Below are 15,915 nucleotides of genomic sequence, written 5' to 3'. Positions count from 1 at the left end.
TGTGACAGGGGCGACCCGGTGCTGTCAGAGGCGTCGACCATAATGAAAGCCTGACTGACTCCATCTGGAGGTATCCGTGACCGGTTTCCGTACCTTGAGCTCCGGGCTGCGTTCGCTGAGGCCCGCCGCATTTGGCGCGGATCCGGGTGGTGAGCGCCTTGAGCGCATCCGCAGATCACCGAATTTCGCGGACGGTGCCTTCAAGAACCCGGAGAGTGCCCGGATCAGCCCGGACGGCTCCATGATCGAGCTCGCGAGGGTCTACTTCCGCAAGGAGGAGCGCGTCCACCGCGCCCCGGCAGGGACGGTGCCGGTGCATGCGACGACGGTCGCCGACCTGGCCAGGCCCGCGCCGAGCGGGCTGCGGCTGACCTGGATGGGGCACTCCAGCGTGCTCGCCGAGATCGACGGACACCGCGTGCTCTTCGACCCGGTCTGGGGCGAGCGCTGCTCCCCGTTCAGCTTCGCCGGGCCCAAGCGGCTGCACCCGGTGCCCCTGCCGCTGGCCGCGCTCGGCCCGGTCGACGTGGTCGTCATCTCGCACGACCACTACGACCACCTCGACCTGCCCACCATCAAGGCCCTGGCCGGCACGGACACGGTCTTCGCGGTGCCGCTCGGTGTGGGAGCCCACCTCGAACACTGGGGTGTGTCGGCGGACCGACTGCGCGAGCTGGACTGGAACGAGACGACGAAGGTCGGCGGAATCTCCCTGACCGCCACACCGGCCCGGCACTTCTGCGGCCGCGGCCTGCGCAACGCGCAGCACACGCTCTGGGCCTCCTGGGCCGTCGCGGGCGACGAGCACCGGATCTACCACAGCGGCGACACCGGCTATTTCGACGGCTTCAAGGACATAGGCGCCGCGCACGGCCCGTTCGACGCCACGATGATCCAGATCGGCGCGTACAGCGAGTTCTGGCCCGACATCCACATGACGCCCGAGGAGGGCATGCGCGCCCACCTGGACCTTCAGGGCGGGCAGCCCTCGGGAGTAATGCTGCCGATCCACTGGGCGACGTTCAACCTGGCGACCCACCCCTGGGTGGACCCCGGCGAGGGGACGATGGCCGCCGCGCGCGCGATCGGCGCGCGCGTCGCGCTGCCCTGCCCCGGCGAGCCCTTCGAGCCCACCGCGGAGACCGTCCCGTCCGCGCCCTGGTGGCGCGGCGTGGCCCTGGCGCCGGCGGGTGGCTGGCCCGCCATCGAGGAGACCGTCGCCGACACACCGCGTGATGTCGCCGATGGCTCGACGGAGGACAGCGGAGAGCCGGAGACGGTGCCCGCGGGCTGAATGTCCGAACGCCGGCGAGGGCCGGGGAGCGTACTGCTCCCCGGCCCTCGCCGTTTGTTTGTGACCACTTCTGACCAGCTCCGATCGGGTCGACGCCCCGATAGAACGCGTGCCCGATGGAGGTATCGGTCTGTCGTACGAGGCCTCATACCAGAGCGGGACCATGTGCGGGGGAGTTTGTCAACTGCCCACCGCAGATGATGGGTTGGCGACTACTGTCAGTTGCCGTCGGGCGACGTGGGGCCGTTTTTTTCGGCTCTCTCGACCGGCACCGCGATGGCGCACGCCCGAGTCGCGCACGATCCGAGGGGGCCCCTGTGCCCCCGACGCCACAGTACGAGGACACCGATGTCTCAGCTTCGCGCACCGGCCGCACGCCCAGACCGCCGCGAGGGCGGGCGGCACGGGCGACCCGTCGCCCACACCGCCCCCTCGCTCCCCGAGACCCACCTGCGGCCCCAACTGCTGCGCCTGGCCGTCCTGCCGCCGATCGCGGTGGCCCTCAGCGCGAGCGCGGCCGTCCTGTTCACCGTCCGCTCCACAGGAGCCCGGCCCGGCCTCACGCTGTGGGCCGTCCTCGCCGGAGCCGTGGGCGTGACCCTGGCCGGCATCCTGATCGCCGCCGTGGCCGCCGACCGCGCCGCCCAGTCCGTACGGGAGCGGCTGGGCGCCCTGCGACGCACGAGCGCGCGCACCGAGGCCGACCTGCGCGCCCTCGTCGAAGGGCTGCGCCGGGGCGACAGTCCGCCCGCCCGCAAGGCGCGTCGCCAACCTCCCGCGGACGCCGACGACTTCGAACTGCTCGCCGCTGACCTCTCGCGCGCCCACGACGGTGCCGTCGCGGCCGTCGTGCAGGCCGCGCAGCTCTCCAGCCACGCGGGCAGCGAACAGAAGGTCGAGGTCTTCGTCAATCTGGCCCGGCGGCTGCAGTCCCTCGTGCACCGCGAGATCTCGATCCTTGACGAGCTCGAGAACGGCATCGAGGACCCCGACCTGCTCAAGGGCCTCTTCCACGTCGACCACCTCGCCACCCGCATCCGGCGTCACGCCGAGAACCTCGCCGTGCTCGGCGGTGCGGTCTCGCGCCGCCAGTGGAGCAACCCCGTGTCCATGACGGAGGTGCTGCGGTCCGCGATCGCCGAGGTAGAGCAGTACTCGCGGGTCAAACTGGTTCCCCCGATCGATGGCATGCTGCGCGGGCACGCGGTCGCGGACGTGATCCACCTGCTGGCCGAACTCGTCGAGAACGCCACGGTGTTCTCGGCCCCGCACACCCAAGTGCTGCTCCGCGCAAACCTCGTCACCTCCGGGCTCGCCGTCGAGGTCGAGGACCGGGGCCTCGGCATGCCGCTCGGCGAGCAGAACAAGATGAACGCCCTGCTCGCCGACCCCGACCAGGTCAACGTCGCCAGCCTGCTGCAGGATGGGCGCATCGGCCTGTTCGTGGTCTCGCAACTCGCCCGGCGGCACGGCATCCACGTCCGGTTGCAGTCCAACATCTACGGCGGTGTCCAAGCCGTACTCGTCGTGCCACAGGGGCTGTTGGGGGCGGCGCCGGGCGCCCCTGGGGGCGTAACGCAGGGGCAGCACCGGGAGATGACCGGGGGACGGGGGCCGTCAGAGAGGCCGCAGACCGCGCAGGCGGCGTCGGCACCCGCGGCGCCCGGAGGCCGTGCGGTGCCCGCTGTGCCGCGGCAGTCCCAGCGCGACCAGGCACCGCCGCCCGCCGCGCCGGGTGCACCGGCCCCGCCGGTCGCGGGTGGCGGCGGTCCCACGCCGCTGCCCATGCGAGATACCCACAGGGACCGGCCCAATCCGGCGGACGCCGTGCCCGGCATTCGCCCCGAAGACCGGCGCATCGCCGTGGAGAACGTGGCCGCTCCGCTCACACCGCAGGGCGGAACCGTCCGCGGCACTATGGGCAAGCCCCAACTGCCCACGCGACGCGCCCAGGAGCACCTCGCGCCCCAACTGCGGGACGGGCCCGCGCCCCGACAGGACACGGAGTACGTCGTCGGCCACGACCCGGGTCTCATGGCGGCGTTCCAGCGCGGCATCGGACTCGCGGAGGCGGCCCACGCGGAGGCGGAGCGCAGGGAGGCACCGTCGATGGAGGCGCCATCCATGGAGGCATCGCCCAGGGAACGGGCACACCTCGACCTGGTGCACACGGAGCCGCTGCCGCCCCTGGAAGTGGTCCGGGTGGAGGTGCCGCCTGTGGGTGCGCCCCACATGGACCGTGCCCTCGGAGACAAGGCGGCCAGGGACCGCGCCCACATGGATAACGCGCATATGGACAACGCGCATATGGACAACGCGCATATGGACAACGCGCATATGGACAACGCGCATATGGGCAGTGCGCACATGGAGCGATCGCACATGGATGCGCTGCACATGGACGGCGGGGCCCAGGTCGGCGAGGCATCGTCCGCGCGTGCCACTCCCCGCGGCGCGACCTCCACCGGCGCCGCCTCCACCGGCGCGACCTCCACCGGCGCCGCCTCCACCGGCGCCGCCCCCACGGACGTACGACCGACAGACGCGACGCGCGCATCCTCGGCGCACATAGCCGAAGCGCACACGGCGCACGCGCCGGCGCCCCACGAGGCGCACGGGACGCGGGGCACCGCTCCCGCGCCCGCCCCCGGACACGACCTCACCGCCCGGCACGACGGGAGCGCACCGGCCGAATGACCACGCCCCTCACCACGCCCCTCACTACCCCCACCCTCACCCCCACCCCCTCCGCTCCCGCAGACCTGCGTACTTCAAGGAGTCGATCCACTATGGCGAGCGATGCGCCGACCGGCCATGTATCCGATCTCGACTGGCTGATGAGCGGCCTCGTACAACGCGTACCGCACACCACAAGCGCGGTACTGCTGTCCTGCGACGGACTTGTGAAGTCGGTTCACGGCCTCGACCCGGACAGCGCCGACCACATGGCGGCGCTGGCGTCCGGCCTCTACTCCCTCGGCCGCAGCGCGGGCCTCCGCTTCGGGGACGGCGGCGACGTACGGCAGGTCGTCGTCGAGCTCGACTCGACCCTGCTGTTCGTCTCCACCGCGGGCTCCGGCACCTGTCTCGCCGTGCTCGCCGGCCGCGAGGCCGACGCGGCGGTGCTCGGCTACGAGATGGCGATGCTGGTCAAGAGCGTGCGGCCGTACCTGATGACCGCGCCCCGGCAGCCCGCCGTCGGACCCTCGGCACTGAGGCCTTGAGTGTGGCCGCGGCCGGCGACGGCCCCTGGCTCGATGACGCGGCCGGACGCCTTGTGCGCCCCTACACGGTCAGCAACGGCCGGACCCGGCCGACGACCGCGCTCGACCTCCTCTCGCAGGTGAGGGCCACTGGATCCACCCCCCTCGGCTACCTCGGCCCCGAGCACACCCAGGCACTCGAACTGTGCCGGGCGCCCGTCTCGGTCGCTGAGACGGCCGCCCATCTGAAGCTGCCGGCGGCGGTCACCAAGGTGCTGCTCTCCGACCTCGTCGACTGCGGGGCGCTCACCACGAAGCCCGCGACCTTCCACCACAACCCCACTGACCAGTCTCTTCTGGAGGCAGTGCTCGATGGACTACGACGACAGCTCTGACCCCTTCCCCACCGCGCTGAAGATCCTGGTGGCGGGAGGTTTCGGGGTCGGCAAGACGACCTTCGTCGGCGCGGTGAGCGAGATCGCACCGCTCAGCACGGAGGAGCTGCTGACCACGGTCAGCGCCGCGACCGACAGTCTCGACGGCATCGAGAACAAGGTCGAGACCACCGTGGCGATGGACTTCGGCCGCATCACCCTCGATCGGGACCACGTCCTCTATCTGTTCGGTACGCCCGGGCAGCAGCGGTTCTGGTTCATGTGGGACGAGCTCTCCGAAGGCGCGCTGGGCGCGGTGATCCTCGCCGACACCCGCCGCCTGGAGGACTGCTTCGCCGCCGTCGACTTCTTCGAGCAGCGCGGCCTCGGATTCATCGTCGCCATCAACGAGTTCGACGGCTCCTACCGCTACGACCCCGAGGAGGTGCGCGCGGCCATCGACCTCGACGCCGAGATCCCCGTCGTGTGCTGCGATGCCCGGATCTCCAGCTCGGGCGTGCAGACCCTGCTCACCCTGGTCCGTCACCTCCTCGCCCACGCGCCCGCACACGCCCCGAGCCACGGAGCCCACATATGACGCCCATGCCACGTCACGGAGCCCACATATGTCCCCTGCGCGAGAGGCGGCACAGTGCCGGAGGCCAGGGTGCTGAGCGGGCGCCTCGGCATCGCCAACGTGTACATCGGCGACTGGCCCACCTACTGGATGGCGCCGGGGGCCCACGACAGCTACCTGTCGGATTTCCTGATGCGCAGCAAGGCAGTCGTCGGCGGTCTGTGAACCGGGGGCGGGCCGTCCCCGGGCCGTGTGACACCGGGCCCGGGGCGGGGTCGGCGCACTGCGGTCACGGCGAGGGCGGCGCATCCCGCCAGCGCGGCGGACAGCAGGCGGCCGGGGCGCCGTCGCCAGGCCAGGGCGCGCCCCGGGGGGCCGCCCTGGCCTGGCACACGGCACTGCACACAACATGCGGACATCACCTGTGTGGTGAGGGATTGTCAGCATGTGCCCCCTGGGGGGCGGTTGCGGTGGCGGGTGGGCGGAGGTCAGTGCGGCATGAGTAGCATGATGACCGTGCCCAGGGCCATCGACCCGTCCCAGAAGTGCCCGTAGGGCTCCTGCCCGGCGTGCGGGCCCGCCGCGGGGTACGGGGCGGTGCGCAGGGCAGGCATGACGCGGATCAGCGACCACAGGGCGTACGTCAGGAGGTACAGCGCCAGCGCGGCGGTGGTCGCTTCGGCGGCTGCCGGCGGGCCCGCGGTGTGGGCCGTCCACGCCATCCACGCCATCGCGGCCATGCCGACGGTATAGGGCAGTCTTCTGACGGTGGCGGCGAGGCGGGACTCCTGGTGCCGGCAGACGGCGGTGAGCGGGAACCACAGGGCGGCGGCCGCGAAGAACACCGCCTGCGCGGTGTGGTGCAGCGACCTGCCCCAGCTCCACGGCATCACCGCCATGACCAGGGCCATGGCGGTGTGCAGCAAGTGGTCGCCGCGTCCGCGCCATCCGGTGTTGCGGGACATCACGCCGCGCCGCAGCCCGTGGACGGCGGTGGCCGTGAACAGCGCGGTCAGCATGCAGTACACGGCATCGGAGGCACTCATGCCTGATCGCGCCCTCTCGCTCCGGAGCGACCTGCTCCGTTCGGAACCGGCGTGGATGTGCGGGTCAGGCGGTGGGCCGCGGGGCGCGCAGGTGGGCGCGCTGCTTGAGCTCCTCCTCGTCGACGAGCTCGAGCATGGGCTTGCCCGGCGCGCACATCATGGTGACCACGAACTCGGTCTTGGCGTCGGTGAGGGCGTTGCCGTCCTGGTAGTGGATGACGTCGCCGCCCGGCTCCCAGAACGTGCCGCCGGCCTCGACGACGCGCTCGGGCTCGCCCTCGAGTTCGAAGCGGACCGCACCCCTGATGACGTAACCGAACGCCGGGCCGGAGTGCCGGTGCGGCGGGGTGCCGGGGTCGCCGGGCTCCCACTCGACGTGGATCGTCATCGCCGAGGCGCCCTCGGGGACGGTGATCGGGGAGGCGTCTTGGAGCATCTTCGCCGCCCTGGTCCAGCTCGGGCCGTCCTCGCCGCCGGTCCCATGGCCGTGGCCGTGGCCGTCGTGCCCGTGCTGTGAGTTCTCCGACATTGTGTCTCACCTTCCATAGGCCCACCACGTCGTGGGCGGCACACCGTCCGCCGGACATGTGGTCGCGTATCTGGTCTCAAGATTGTTTCCTCACCATGACCGAGCACGCGGTGGATCCGTGACATCGGCGACGGCGGGCGGTGCCGTTCGCGCCCCTGTGCCGGTGGTGCGGTGTCACAACAACGCGGCGAGTCCTGTCCTATTAGGGCTTTGTCAGGTAACTGGTCTGTCCTGCCGGGTGTGGGTTGTGATCTCCTCAGGTGTGACACCTGAGGAGATGGAAGAGGTCCGTCCGCGGCTGGAGGCGTTCGCGGCCCAGATGCTGGGCTCGCCGCCGCGGCGGGACCAGCGGGCCATGTCCCTGGCGACGGAGCTGGTCGAGCGGCTCGAACGGCGGGAGGGCGAAGACCACTCACAGGGCACGCGAGGCATCTGACGGACGGGAGGCCAGGAGGCTGTACGCGGATTCGACGTCATTCAGTGAGAATCGGACGCCCCAGGTCCGGCGCGTTGTGAAGGGCGGCCGTGTCCACCGCGATCGCCGCGAAGAGTTCGGCTGCGTGTGCCAGAAGCATGCGCTGGTCGCCCGTATCTATCAGCGGGTCCTCACCCAGCGCCGCGACACGGCGGGCGAACTCCGCCCGAGTTGAAAGACCTTCCGCACTGAGCCCGGTGCCGAACGCCTGGTTGCGGACGAGCGCGAGATTGCCCCGCTGGTCCGTGGTCTGCTGCCGAGGACGCGGCAGGCACCCGTTGGACTCCTCCGACGCCGTGCAGCGCGTAGTGGGCAGCACCACGGAAAGGTGATGGAAGACTGTCTGCAGGTCCAGATACTGCGGGCCGTCCGGAATCCCTTTCTCGAACAGGTCCAGCAGGCTTCCCGTGAACCCCGTGTGGCGCCCCGTCAACTCGTAGAGCGCCGGAGTGTTCTTGTCGGTGGCGCACAGAATGTGAACGTCCCCGGCACCGGGTTCGTCCAGTGCTCGGGCGGCCCAGCAGCAGTCGAGGACCACAACTGACTGTTTTGCCCTCAGATACCGGAGGCGGCTGAAGACGGAACTGACGGGCAGGCCGGTGCGGACCGCTTCGGCCTGTTCGTCGATCGACCCGGGAAGCGCGAGGAACAGCTCCTTGCGTCCGCTGCCGGCGTCGGCGAGCGACCCCTGCATGCCGTGACCGACGTAGTAGAACAGGACGACGTCCGGCTTATGGCCCGCTATGCGATCGAGGACGCCGAGAACCTCCTCGGTGCTTCTGGGATTCGTCACCGTGAAGACGCGTTCCTTCGCGAACAGGCCTACGGGCCCGGTCAGGACCTGGGCGAAATCCTCAACGCTTGTCGCGGCCTGCGGAATCGGGGGCAGGTTACTGGGCGGAGAGTGCTGCTCGGACGTTCCTACGAGCACCGCCCACGAGTTCTCCCGGTCGACCAGACGTGTCGGCCACGGCACCTTCATCGAGCTCCCCTTCACACCTGGCAGTCGCGACGGAGTCGCTCCTTGATCGTGGAGACGTCATCCGACGTTTTCGCTGTGCCGCTGATCACTACTCCGTTGGGGCACGTGATGCTCACCTTGACAGTCTTCGTCTTGATCCTCTGGTACAGCCAGGTGAAGTAGGCCGTCACGCCGGCGGCGACCACAGGGTCCGACTCGCTGAAGTAGCGCAGCGTTTCGTCGAGGAGGCCCTGTCTGCCTGACGGTATCCGGCCCTTCACCCTGGTGATATCGGCCTGCCGTACGGTCTGTGTCTCATCGAACCACTCCGCGAGGCTCTGCACCTCATCGGCGATCTCCTGCGCGTCGTTCCCACCGAAACCGAAGATCATCTCAGGCATCGCGTCCCCCTTGCAGTCAGCCGAATCGTGAACTGCGTGGCGCCTTTCCATCACGGAGGATCCGAGCCGCCGCCCCAAGAACAGCGAAGGCAGGCAGCAGTAGGCCTCTGGTGCACGGCACTTGACGGAAATCAGAGAGTAGCCAACCGAACACGCCTTGACCACAGGCCCTGACTCTCCTCATACGGAACCGGCCGCTCGCGGAAGGTTGACCTCGCCCCCACGGAGGAACTCGGCGCCCGAGCCCCCACGACATCACCCGGACCGGATCCTGCGCACCGCCTTCGAGGCGGGCACCCGCCTGTACGTGGGCCACAACATGCTCCGGGAGAGCCCAAGACGGACGACTGGTACACGGTGGACGGCCATTGACCCCCGCACACCCGACTGGCGCTGAACCCGGTCATCGACTCGAGGGCGTGTCGTTCGTCAACATGCGTTTGGACAGTAGTGTGTTGGCGGCCTATCAAGAGTGCCATTTCACGCCCGACTACTGGCGCAACGACACCGTCTTCGGCGGCGTCGGCCGTCTGGAGAACTCCGGGGACGGACCCAGGAGGGCGGTGAAGGTGTGGAACGTGCGCTGCTCGGGGCAGCGCGACCGGGCCGACGCCGAGTATCCGGTGCCGGAGGTCGGCGAGGGCGCCGAGCACGGGGGAGCCGATCCGTTGCTGATCGACGAGTTCCTCGGGTTCGTACGGGCAGGCGGGCGCACCGACACCCCCGGGAACCGCTCCTACCTGCGCAGACGCGGCATTCGCCGCACCATCCCGGACAAGGTCAACCAGGCCCGCAACCCAAGGAACCTCGGCTCCCACGGCGGCCGTCCGCCCATGTCCGACTCGGAGGATTACGAGCCCAGGCACGCGGTTGAGTGCGGTAGCAATCGCCTCAATAGACACTGCGCCGTGGCGACGCGGTACGACAAACTCGCCGTCCGTTACGAGGCGACCGTTAGCGCGAGCGGGGGCGGCCATCAACGAGTGGCTGTAACCAGCACTTTCGATACACGCCCCAGGGCAGGCGTGAAGGAAAGCTGCGGCCGCGCTTAAGAAAACCTCGATGGACCAAGGGCACCGCCGTACGGCAGATTCTTACAGGAATTCACCCCTCTCCCCGGTACGGGCCCCTTCGGCATGCCCTGCTCCGGGACCTCACCCACAGGAGCCGTTGCGTGAAGGCGCTGGTCAAGGACAAGGCGGAGCCCGGGCTCTGGCTCGCGGACGTTCCGGAGCCGCAGGCCGGCCCCGGCGACGTACTGATCAAAGTCCTCAGGACCGGGATCTGCGGCACCGACCTGCACATCCGCAACTGGGACGGCTGGGCGCAACAGGCCATCCGTACGCCGCTCGTGGTCGGCCACGAGTTCGTCGGCGAGGTCGTCGAGACCGGCCGCGACGTCGCCGACATCAAGGTCGGCGACCGCGTCAGCGGCGAGGGCCATCTCGTCTGCGGCAAGTGCCGCAACTGTCTGGCCGGGCGCCGCCACCTCTGCCGCGCCACGGTCGGCCTGGGCGTCGGCCGCGACGGCGCGTTCGCCGAGTACGTGGTGCTGCCCGCCGCCAACGTGTGGGTGCACCGCGTCCCCGTCGACCTCGACATCGCCGCGATCTTCGACCCGTTCGGCAACGCCGTGCACACGGCGCTGTCCTTCCCGCTGGTCGGCGAGGACGTACTGATCACCGGGGCGGGACCGATCGGTCTGATGGCCGCGGCCGTGGCCCGCCACGCGGGCGCCCGCAACGTCGTCATCACCGACGTCAGCGAGGAGCGTCTGGAGCTGGCCCGCAAGATCGGCGTGAGCCTCGCCCTCAATGTCGCGGGCTCGACGATCGCCGACGGCCAGCGCGAGCTGGGCCTGCGCGAGGGCTTCGACATCGGTCTGGAGATGTCCGGCCGCCCCGAGGCGATGCGGGACATGATCGCCAACATGACGCACGGCGGCCGGATCGCGATGCTCGGCCTGCCGTCGCAGGAGTTCCCGGTCGACTGGTCCCGGATCGTCACCTCCATGATCACGATCAAGGGCATCTACGGCCGCGAGATGTTCGAGACCTGGTACGCCATGTCGGTGCTCCTCGAAGGCGGCCTCGACCTCGCGCACGTCATCACCGGCCGGTACGGATTCCGTGACCACGAGGCCGCCTTCGCCGACGCGGCAAGCGGCCGCGGCGGCAAGATCATTCTCGACTGGACCCTCTGAGGACTTCAAGGAACTGATGATGTTCGATTCCGTACGCGACGATCTGCGCACCACCCTCGACGAGATCCGCGCCGCCGGCCTGCACAAGCCCGAGCGCGTCATCGGCACCCCGCAGTCCGCGACCGTGAACGTCACCGCGGGCGGTCGCCCCGGTGAGGTCCTCAACTTCTGTGCCAACAACTACCTCGGTCTCGCCGACCACCCCGAGGTCGTCGCGGCCGCCCACGAGGCCCTCGACCGCTGGGGCTACGGCATGGCCTCCGTGCGCTTCATCTGCGGTACGCAGGAGGTGCACAAGGAGCTGGAGGCACGGCTGTCGGCGTTCCTCGGCCAGGAGGACACGATCCTCTACTCCTCCTGCTTCGACGCCAACGGCGGCGTCTTCGAGACCCTCCTCGGCGCGGAGGACGCGGTCATCTCCGACGCGCTCAACCACGCCTCGATCATCGACGGCATCCGGCTGTCCAAGGCGCGCCGCTTCCGCTACGCCAACCGCGACATGGCCGACCTGGAGCGGCAGTTGAAGGAGGCGTCCGGCGCCCGCCGCAAGCTGATCGTCACCGACGGCGTCTTCTCGATGGACGGTTATGTCGCACCCCTGAAGGAGATCTGCGACCTCGCCGACCGCTACGACGCCATGGTCATGGTCGACGACTCGCACGCCGTCGGCTTCGTCGGCCCCGGCGGCCGCGGCACCCCCGAACTGCACGGTGTCATGGACCGCGTCGACATCATCACCGGCACCCTCGGCAAGGCGCTCGGCGGTGCGTCCGGCGGTTACGTCGCCGCCCGCGCCGAGATCGTCGCCCTGCTGCGCCAGCGCTCCCGCCCGTACCTCTTCTCGAACACGCTCGCCCCGGTGATCGCGGCGGCCTCCCTGAAGGTCCTCGACCTGCTGGAGTCGGCCGACGACCTGCGCGTCCGGCTCGCCGAGAACACTGCGCTGTTCCGCTCCCGGATGACCGAGGAGGGCTTCGACATCCTCCCCGGCGACCACGCGATCGCCCCGGTCATGATCGGCGACGCTTCCGTCGCCGGGCGCATGGCGGAGCTTCTCCTGGAGCGCGGCGTATACGTGATCGGCTTCTCGTACCCCGTGGTGCCGCAGGGGCAGGCCCGTATCCGGGTGCAGCTGTCCGCCGGGCACTCGATGCAGGACGTGAACCGGGCGGTGGACGCGTTCGTGGCGGCGCGAGCGGAACTGGCGGGCTGAAGGGCGTGTGTGCCCTGGGAGAGCTGAAGGGCGTGTGCGACCTGGCGGGCCATGCGTATAGGGCGTGTGTGACCTGGTCGGTATAGGGCGTGTGTGACCTGGTGGGCGGAAAGACGGGCGTGACCTGAGAGAATCGGTCACATGATCGAAGCGCGGCGGCTCCACATCCTTCGTGCGGTGGCCGACCACCGCACGGTGACGGCGGCTGCCGCCGCGCTCTATCTCACCCCGTCGGCCGTCTCCCAGCAGCTGGCCGCGCTGGAGCAGGAGACCGGCCACCGGCTCGTCGACCGCGGCGCCAAGGGCGTCCGGCTGACGCCCGCCGGCGAGATCCTGCTCAGCCACACCAACGCCGTGCTCGCCCAACTCGAGCGCGCCGAGGCCGAGTTGGCCGCATACAGCTCGGGCTCCGCGGGCACGGTCACCGTCGCCTCCTTCGCGACCGGCATCGGCCTGGTCGTGGGCCCCGCGCTGGCCCGCCTCGCCGCGACCGCGCCCGGCATCCGCCTCCGCGTCCAGGACGCCGAGGGCGATGCCAGCCTCCCGATGGTGCTCGACCGGCAGGTCGACATCGCGGTCGCCGTCGAGTACCGGGGCGCTCCGGCCGCCGACGACCCGCGCCTCGCGCACGTCCCGCTGTACGCCGAGCCCTTCGACGCGGTCGTCCCGGTCGCCCACCGTCTGGCCGACGCCGACGAAGTCCCGCTCGCGGAGCTGGCCAAGGACCCGTGGATCGGCCCGTACCCGGGTAACCCCTGCCACGACGTGGTGGTCCTGGCCTGCGAGAACGCCGGATTCCAGCCCCGTCTCGAACACTCCTCGGACGACTTCCGCGCCGTCGTCGCCCTCGCCTCGGCCGACGCGGGCGTGGCCCTGGTGCCCCGCTCGGCGCTGCGCGGCATGGACCTCGCGGGCGTTGTCGTACGCCCGGTGGACGGCATCGCGCCCACGCGCCGCGTCTTCGCCGCCCTACGCCGCGGCGCGGAGGACCATCCGCTGATCCGGCCGGTGCTGGACGCGTTGGCGGAGGCCGCGATCGTGGACTGAGGGGCGCGCACGCTCGTCCCGTGTCTGAGCGCGCACGCTCGTCCCGTGTCCGAGATGGCGTCCCGAGCACGTGGGCAGGGCCGCTTCCGGGAGGTGAGGGCCGCTGTCCCCGGCGTCTGATTGTCAGTGCCGTTGGCTACGGTGCGTCTCATGCAGGATGCCGAAGACGTACGCCGTATTGCCCTCTCCTTGCCGGACACGACGGAGAAGATCGCCTGGAGCATGCCCACGTTCCGGGTCGCGGGAAAGATGTTCGCCACGCTGCCCGAGGAGGAGACCTCCATCGCCGTGCGCTGCCCCAAGGAGGAGCGCGACGAACTGGTCCTGGCCGAACCCGGGAAGTTCTGGATCGCCGACCACGAGGCGGGCTTCGCCTGGGTCCGGGTCCGCCTCTCCGCTCTGGAGGACGAGGACGAACTCCGCGACATCCTCGCCGACTCCTGGCGCCAGGCGGCCCTGCCCCGACTGCTCGATTCCTACCCGGAGTTGGGCCGCCCGTCCGTCGGCTGACATCCCTCAGGCGTTCACGGGGTACGAGGGCAGCGGGCGTTCGTGTGTGACGCGGTCCGGCGGCCGGAATCCGGCGGTCAAGCTTGGACCCGCTCTCCCAGGAAGCCGTCGATCCGCTTCCGCAGCGACCCCGCGTCGAGGCCGTGTGCGGCCACGTGCTCGTCGATGTCCCCGTAGCGGCGCAGTTCGCGGCGGCCCACGCCGAGACCGAGGACGCGGTGGGGCACGTCGGCGAGCGCGTCGCCCGCGGCGGCCGTGGAGGTGCCGGCCAGGTAGGGCTCGACGAGGACGACATCCGCGCCCGCCGTTTCGGAGGCCCGGCGCAGCGAGGCCGTGTCGAAGGGGCGGACCGTGGTGGCGTACAGCACGGTGACGTCGAGCCCCTCCGTGGCGGCCAGCACGGCGTCGAGCATCGGCCCGACGGCGGCGACGACACCGGCCCGCCCTTCGCGGACGGTGAGGAAGTGCGCTCCGTCGACCGCGAGCCCCTGTGCGTTGGACTGCATGGAGAGCCGCACGTACACCTTGTCGTCCCCGGCGGCGACGGCGTGGCGCAGCAGCGTATCCGCCTCGTCCGGGTGGCCCGGGACGTGTACGGTCCAGCCGTCCAGCGTGTCGAGCAGGGCTACATCGCCGGGCGCCATGTGGGTGAAGCCACCGGCGGGCCAGTCGAAGGACGCGGCCGCGCTGACGAGTACCGCGCCCGCGTCCTGGTGCCCGAGGTCCAGCTTGACCTGCTCGAAGGGCCGCTCCACGAGGAAGCTGGCGAAGGTGTGCACAACCGGCCGCAGTCCGGTGAGCGCGAGGCCCGCGCCCGTCCCGATCAGGAGCTGCTCGCGGATACCGACGTTGATCACCCGGTCCGGATGCTTGCGCTGGGCCTCGGCGAAGCCGTCCTTGCCGATCTCGGCCAGGACGACCGCGACCCGCGGGTCCTCGTCGAGCAGCTGCGAGACGACGGGGGCGAAACGGTCACGCATGGTGTCCATGGAATGTCGTGTCCTTCCGGGGCGTACGGGGGGCGGGTGGCGGCGGAGGGGGCTCAGGCGTCCTTCGGCTCGACCTGGGCGACGACCACCCGTGGGCGACCCGGATGCGGGGCGGTGAAGGCGGCGTACAGGGCCTCGTGGTCACGGCCGTCCACGGTCGCCGCGGACCAGCCGGCGGCCTCGAACCGGGCGGCGATTCCGCCGGGCCGTGCGTGGCTGGCGGAGGAGTTGTCGATCACCACGGTGTGCAGCCGTTCGAGACCGGCGGGCCCGGCGAAGGCGATCGCCTCGTGGTTGCTGCCCTCGTCGAGTTCCGCGTCGCCGATCAGTACCCACACCCGCGGCTCGTCGAGGCCTTGCGCCCGCAGCCCGAGGGCCGTGCCGACGGCGATCGGCAGCCCGTGCCCGAGCGACCCGCTGCCGATCTCGGCGCCCGGCACCAGCACCCGGTCCGGGTGATGCCCCAGCGGCGAGTCGTACGAGCCGAATCCGGGCAGCCACTCGGCGGGCAGGAATCCCTTGGCCGTGAGCACCGCGTAGTACGCCATCGGCCCGTGCCCCTTGGAGAGCAGGAACCGGTCCCGCCGTGGATCACCCATTCGCTCGGGCGTGACGCGCAGCACCCGGTCGTACAGCACCCATAGCGCGTCCATCGTGGACGTCGCCGCGGGACCGTGCTTCTCGTCGCCGGTCATCAGCCCCATCAGCCGGGACAGGTCCGCGTAGGTGTAGCTCTGCTTCGCTGTGAGCGTCATGCCGACGATCGTGCAACCTCAAGCAAACTTGAGGTCAACCCCGGTCTGTGCCGACCGTCGACCCCGCCCCGCGCCGCCCCTCGGCCTCGCCCCGCGCGGCCCTCGGCCCCGAATAACCGGTGCGCGATCACCGGTACGAGTGCGGTATTGTTTCCGTGCGCGTTCGGCCAGGGGAAACCCCAGGTCAGACGGGCACCGGGACGTGGCGCAGCTTGGTAGCGCACTTGACTGGGGGTCAAGGGGTCGCAGGTTCAAATCCTGTCGTCCCGACGGTGTTCACCAGCGGGTTTGCCGGAGACGGCAGACCCGCTGGATGCGTTCGGGGGACACGTGATGGC

At 70.4% G+C, this 15,915-nt stretch carries 17 protein-coding genes, 1 tRNA gene and 1 pseudogene; 13 read left to right on the top strand and 6 right to left on the bottom strand.

Annotation, left to right across the window (positions count from 1 at the left end; all coding sequences use genetic code 11):
* Positions 1 to 76: 76 nt before the first annotated feature.
* The 6 genes from C4B68_RS04745 (at position 77) to C4B68_RS41720 (ending at position 5,673) form a co-directional block, all read left to right on the top strand.
* Positions 77 to 1,294: an MBL fold metallo-hydrolase gene (locus tag C4B68_RS04745; protein WP_099502439.1), complete on the top strand. Its 1,218-nt coding sequence runs from the start codon at positions 77 to 79 to the stop codon at positions 1,292 to 1,294.
* Between the two features lie 348 nt (positions 1,295 to 1,642).
* The gene (locus C4B68_RS04740) at positions 1,643 to 3,991 is read left to right on the top strand and encodes a sensor histidine kinase (RefSeq protein WP_240634179.1); all 2,349 of its coding nucleotides are present in this window, start codon (positions 1,643 to 1,645) and stop codon (positions 3,989 to 3,991) included.
* A gap of 92 nt (positions 3,992 to 4,083) precedes the next feature.
* On the top strand, positions 4,084 to 4,518 hold the full coding sequence (locus C4B68_RS04735; protein ID WP_099502440.1) for a roadblock/LC7 domain-containing protein: 435 nt from the start codon (positions 4,084 to 4,086) through the stop codon (positions 4,516 to 4,518).
* Positions 4,519 to 4,520: 2 nt separating this feature from the next.
* The gene (locus tag C4B68_RS04730) at positions 4,521 to 4,892 is read left to right on the top strand and encodes a DUF742 domain-containing protein (RefSeq protein ID WP_099502441.1); all 372 of its coding nucleotides are present in this window, start codon (positions 4,521 to 4,523) and stop codon (positions 4,890 to 4,892) included.
* Entirely contained in the window at positions 4,870 to 5,469 is a 600-nt protein-coding gene (locus C4B68_RS04725) for a GTP-binding protein (RefSeq protein WP_099502442.1), read from the top strand. The genes C4B68_RS04730 and C4B68_RS04725 overlap by 23 nt, the downstream gene beginning before the upstream one ends.
* Positions 5,470 to 5,523: 54 nt before the next feature.
* Positions 5,524 to 5,673 carry a hypothetical protein gene (locus C4B68_RS41720; RefSeq protein ID WP_167458935.1) on the top strand — a complete coding sequence of 50 codons (150 nt, stop codon included), beginning with the start codon at positions 5,524 to 5,526 and terminating at the stop codon, positions 5,671 to 5,673.
* Between the two features lie 263 nt (positions 5,674 to 5,936).
* On the opposite strand, the gene C4B68_RS04720 is transcribed toward C4B68_RS41720, so the two are convergent.
* Positions 5,937 to 6,494, bottom strand: a complete 558-nt coding sequence (locus tag C4B68_RS04720) for a DUF5134 domain-containing protein (protein WP_099502443.1) — start codon at positions 6,492 to 6,494, stop codon at positions 5,937 to 5,939.
* Between the two features lie 64 nt (positions 6,495 to 6,558).
* The gene (locus C4B68_RS04715; RefSeq protein ID WP_099502444.1) at positions 6,559 to 7,023 is read right to left on the bottom strand and encodes a cupin domain-containing protein; all 465 of its coding nucleotides are present in this window, start codon (positions 7,021 to 7,023) and stop codon (positions 6,559 to 6,561) included.
* Positions 7,024 to 7,300: 277 nt separating this feature from the next.
* Between C4B68_RS04715 and C4B68_RS41715 the strand changes: the two genes are divergently transcribed.
* Positions 7,301 to 7,459 (top strand): hypothetical protein, encoded by a 159-nt coding sequence (locus C4B68_RS41715; RefSeq protein WP_167459008.1) that lies wholly within the window; start codon positions 7,301 to 7,303, stop codon positions 7,457 to 7,459.
* 37 nt (positions 7,460 to 7,496) lie between these two features.
* Here C4B68_RS41715 and C4B68_RS04710 read toward each other — a convergent pair whose 3' ends face one another.
* Together C4B68_RS04710 and C4B68_RS04705 are read right to left on the bottom strand one after the other, a co-directional pair.
* On the bottom strand, positions 7,497 to 8,480 hold the full coding sequence (locus tag C4B68_RS04710) for a caspase family protein (protein WP_143674353.1): 984 nt from the start codon (positions 8,478 to 8,480) through the stop codon (positions 7,497 to 7,499).
* An 11-nt stretch (positions 8,481 to 8,491) separates the two neighbouring features.
* Complete coding sequence (locus C4B68_RS04705) at positions 8,492 to 8,860, bottom strand: effector-associated constant component EACC1 (RefSeq protein ID WP_099502446.1); 369 nt, start codon at positions 8,858 to 8,860, stop codon at positions 8,492 to 8,494.
* Positions 8,861 to 9,175: 315 nt separating this feature from the next.
* Between C4B68_RS04705 and C4B68_RS44610 the strand changes: the two are divergent.
* The 5 genes and pseudogenes from C4B68_RS44610 to C4B68_RS04675 form a co-directional block, all read left to right on the top strand.
* Positions 9,176 to 9,582: pseudogene (locus tag C4B68_RS44610) on the top strand (gfo/Idh/MocA family oxidoreductase); the annotation flags it as partial.
* 452 nt (positions 9,583 to 10,034) lie between these two features.
* Complete coding sequence (gene tdh, locus C4B68_RS04690; protein WP_099502447.1) at positions 10,035 to 11,063, top strand: L-threonine 3-dehydrogenase; 1,029 nt, start codon at positions 10,035 to 10,037, stop codon at positions 11,061 to 11,063.
* 19 nt (positions 11,064 to 11,082) lie between these two features.
* Complete coding sequence (locus C4B68_RS04685; RefSeq protein ID WP_099502513.1) at positions 11,083 to 12,276, top strand: glycine C-acetyltransferase; 1,194 nt, start codon at positions 11,083 to 11,085, stop codon at positions 12,274 to 12,276.
* Positions 12,277 to 12,417: 141 nt separating this feature from the next.
* Positions 12,418 to 13,323, top strand: a complete 906-nt coding sequence (locus C4B68_RS04680; protein WP_099502448.1) for a LysR family transcriptional regulator — start codon at positions 12,418 to 12,420, stop codon at positions 13,321 to 13,323.
* Positions 13,324 to 13,473: 150 nt separating this feature from the next.
* Positions 13,474 to 13,833, top strand: a complete 360-nt coding sequence (locus C4B68_RS04675) for an MmcQ/YjbR family DNA-binding protein (RefSeq protein WP_099502449.1) — start codon at positions 13,474 to 13,476, stop codon at positions 13,831 to 13,833.
* Positions 13,834 to 13,910: 77 nt separating this feature from the next.
* Here C4B68_RS04675 and C4B68_RS04670 read toward each other — a convergent pair whose 3' ends face one another.
* Together C4B68_RS04670 and C4B68_RS04665 are read right to left on the bottom strand one after the other, a co-directional pair.
* Positions 13,911 to 14,822: a transketolase family protein gene (locus C4B68_RS04670; RefSeq protein ID WP_099502450.1), complete on the bottom strand. Its 912-nt coding sequence runs from the start codon at positions 14,820 to 14,822 to the stop codon at positions 13,911 to 13,913.
* Between the two features lie 53 nt (positions 14,823 to 14,875).
* A complete protein-coding gene (locus C4B68_RS04665; RefSeq protein ID WP_099502451.1) occupies positions 14,876 to 15,577 on the bottom strand; it encodes a thiamine pyrophosphate-dependent enzyme in 702 nt (233 codons plus the stop codon).
* A 196-nt stretch (positions 15,578 to 15,773) separates the two neighbouring features.
* Here C4B68_RS04665 and C4B68_RS04660 point away from each other — a divergent pair.
* Positions 15,774 to 15,847: transfer RNA gene (locus C4B68_RS04660), tRNA-Pro, on the top strand.
* Positions 15,848 to 15,915 lie beyond the last annotated feature (68 nt).

The sequence above is a fragment of the Streptomyces dengpaensis genome (assembly GCF_002946835.1).
Lineage (GTDB): Bacteria > Actinomycetota > Actinomycetes > Streptomycetales > Streptomycetaceae > Streptomyces > Streptomyces dengpaensis.
Note: the sequence above shows the minus strand (reverse complement) of the source record. Positions and strands in the feature narration are given on the sequence as shown.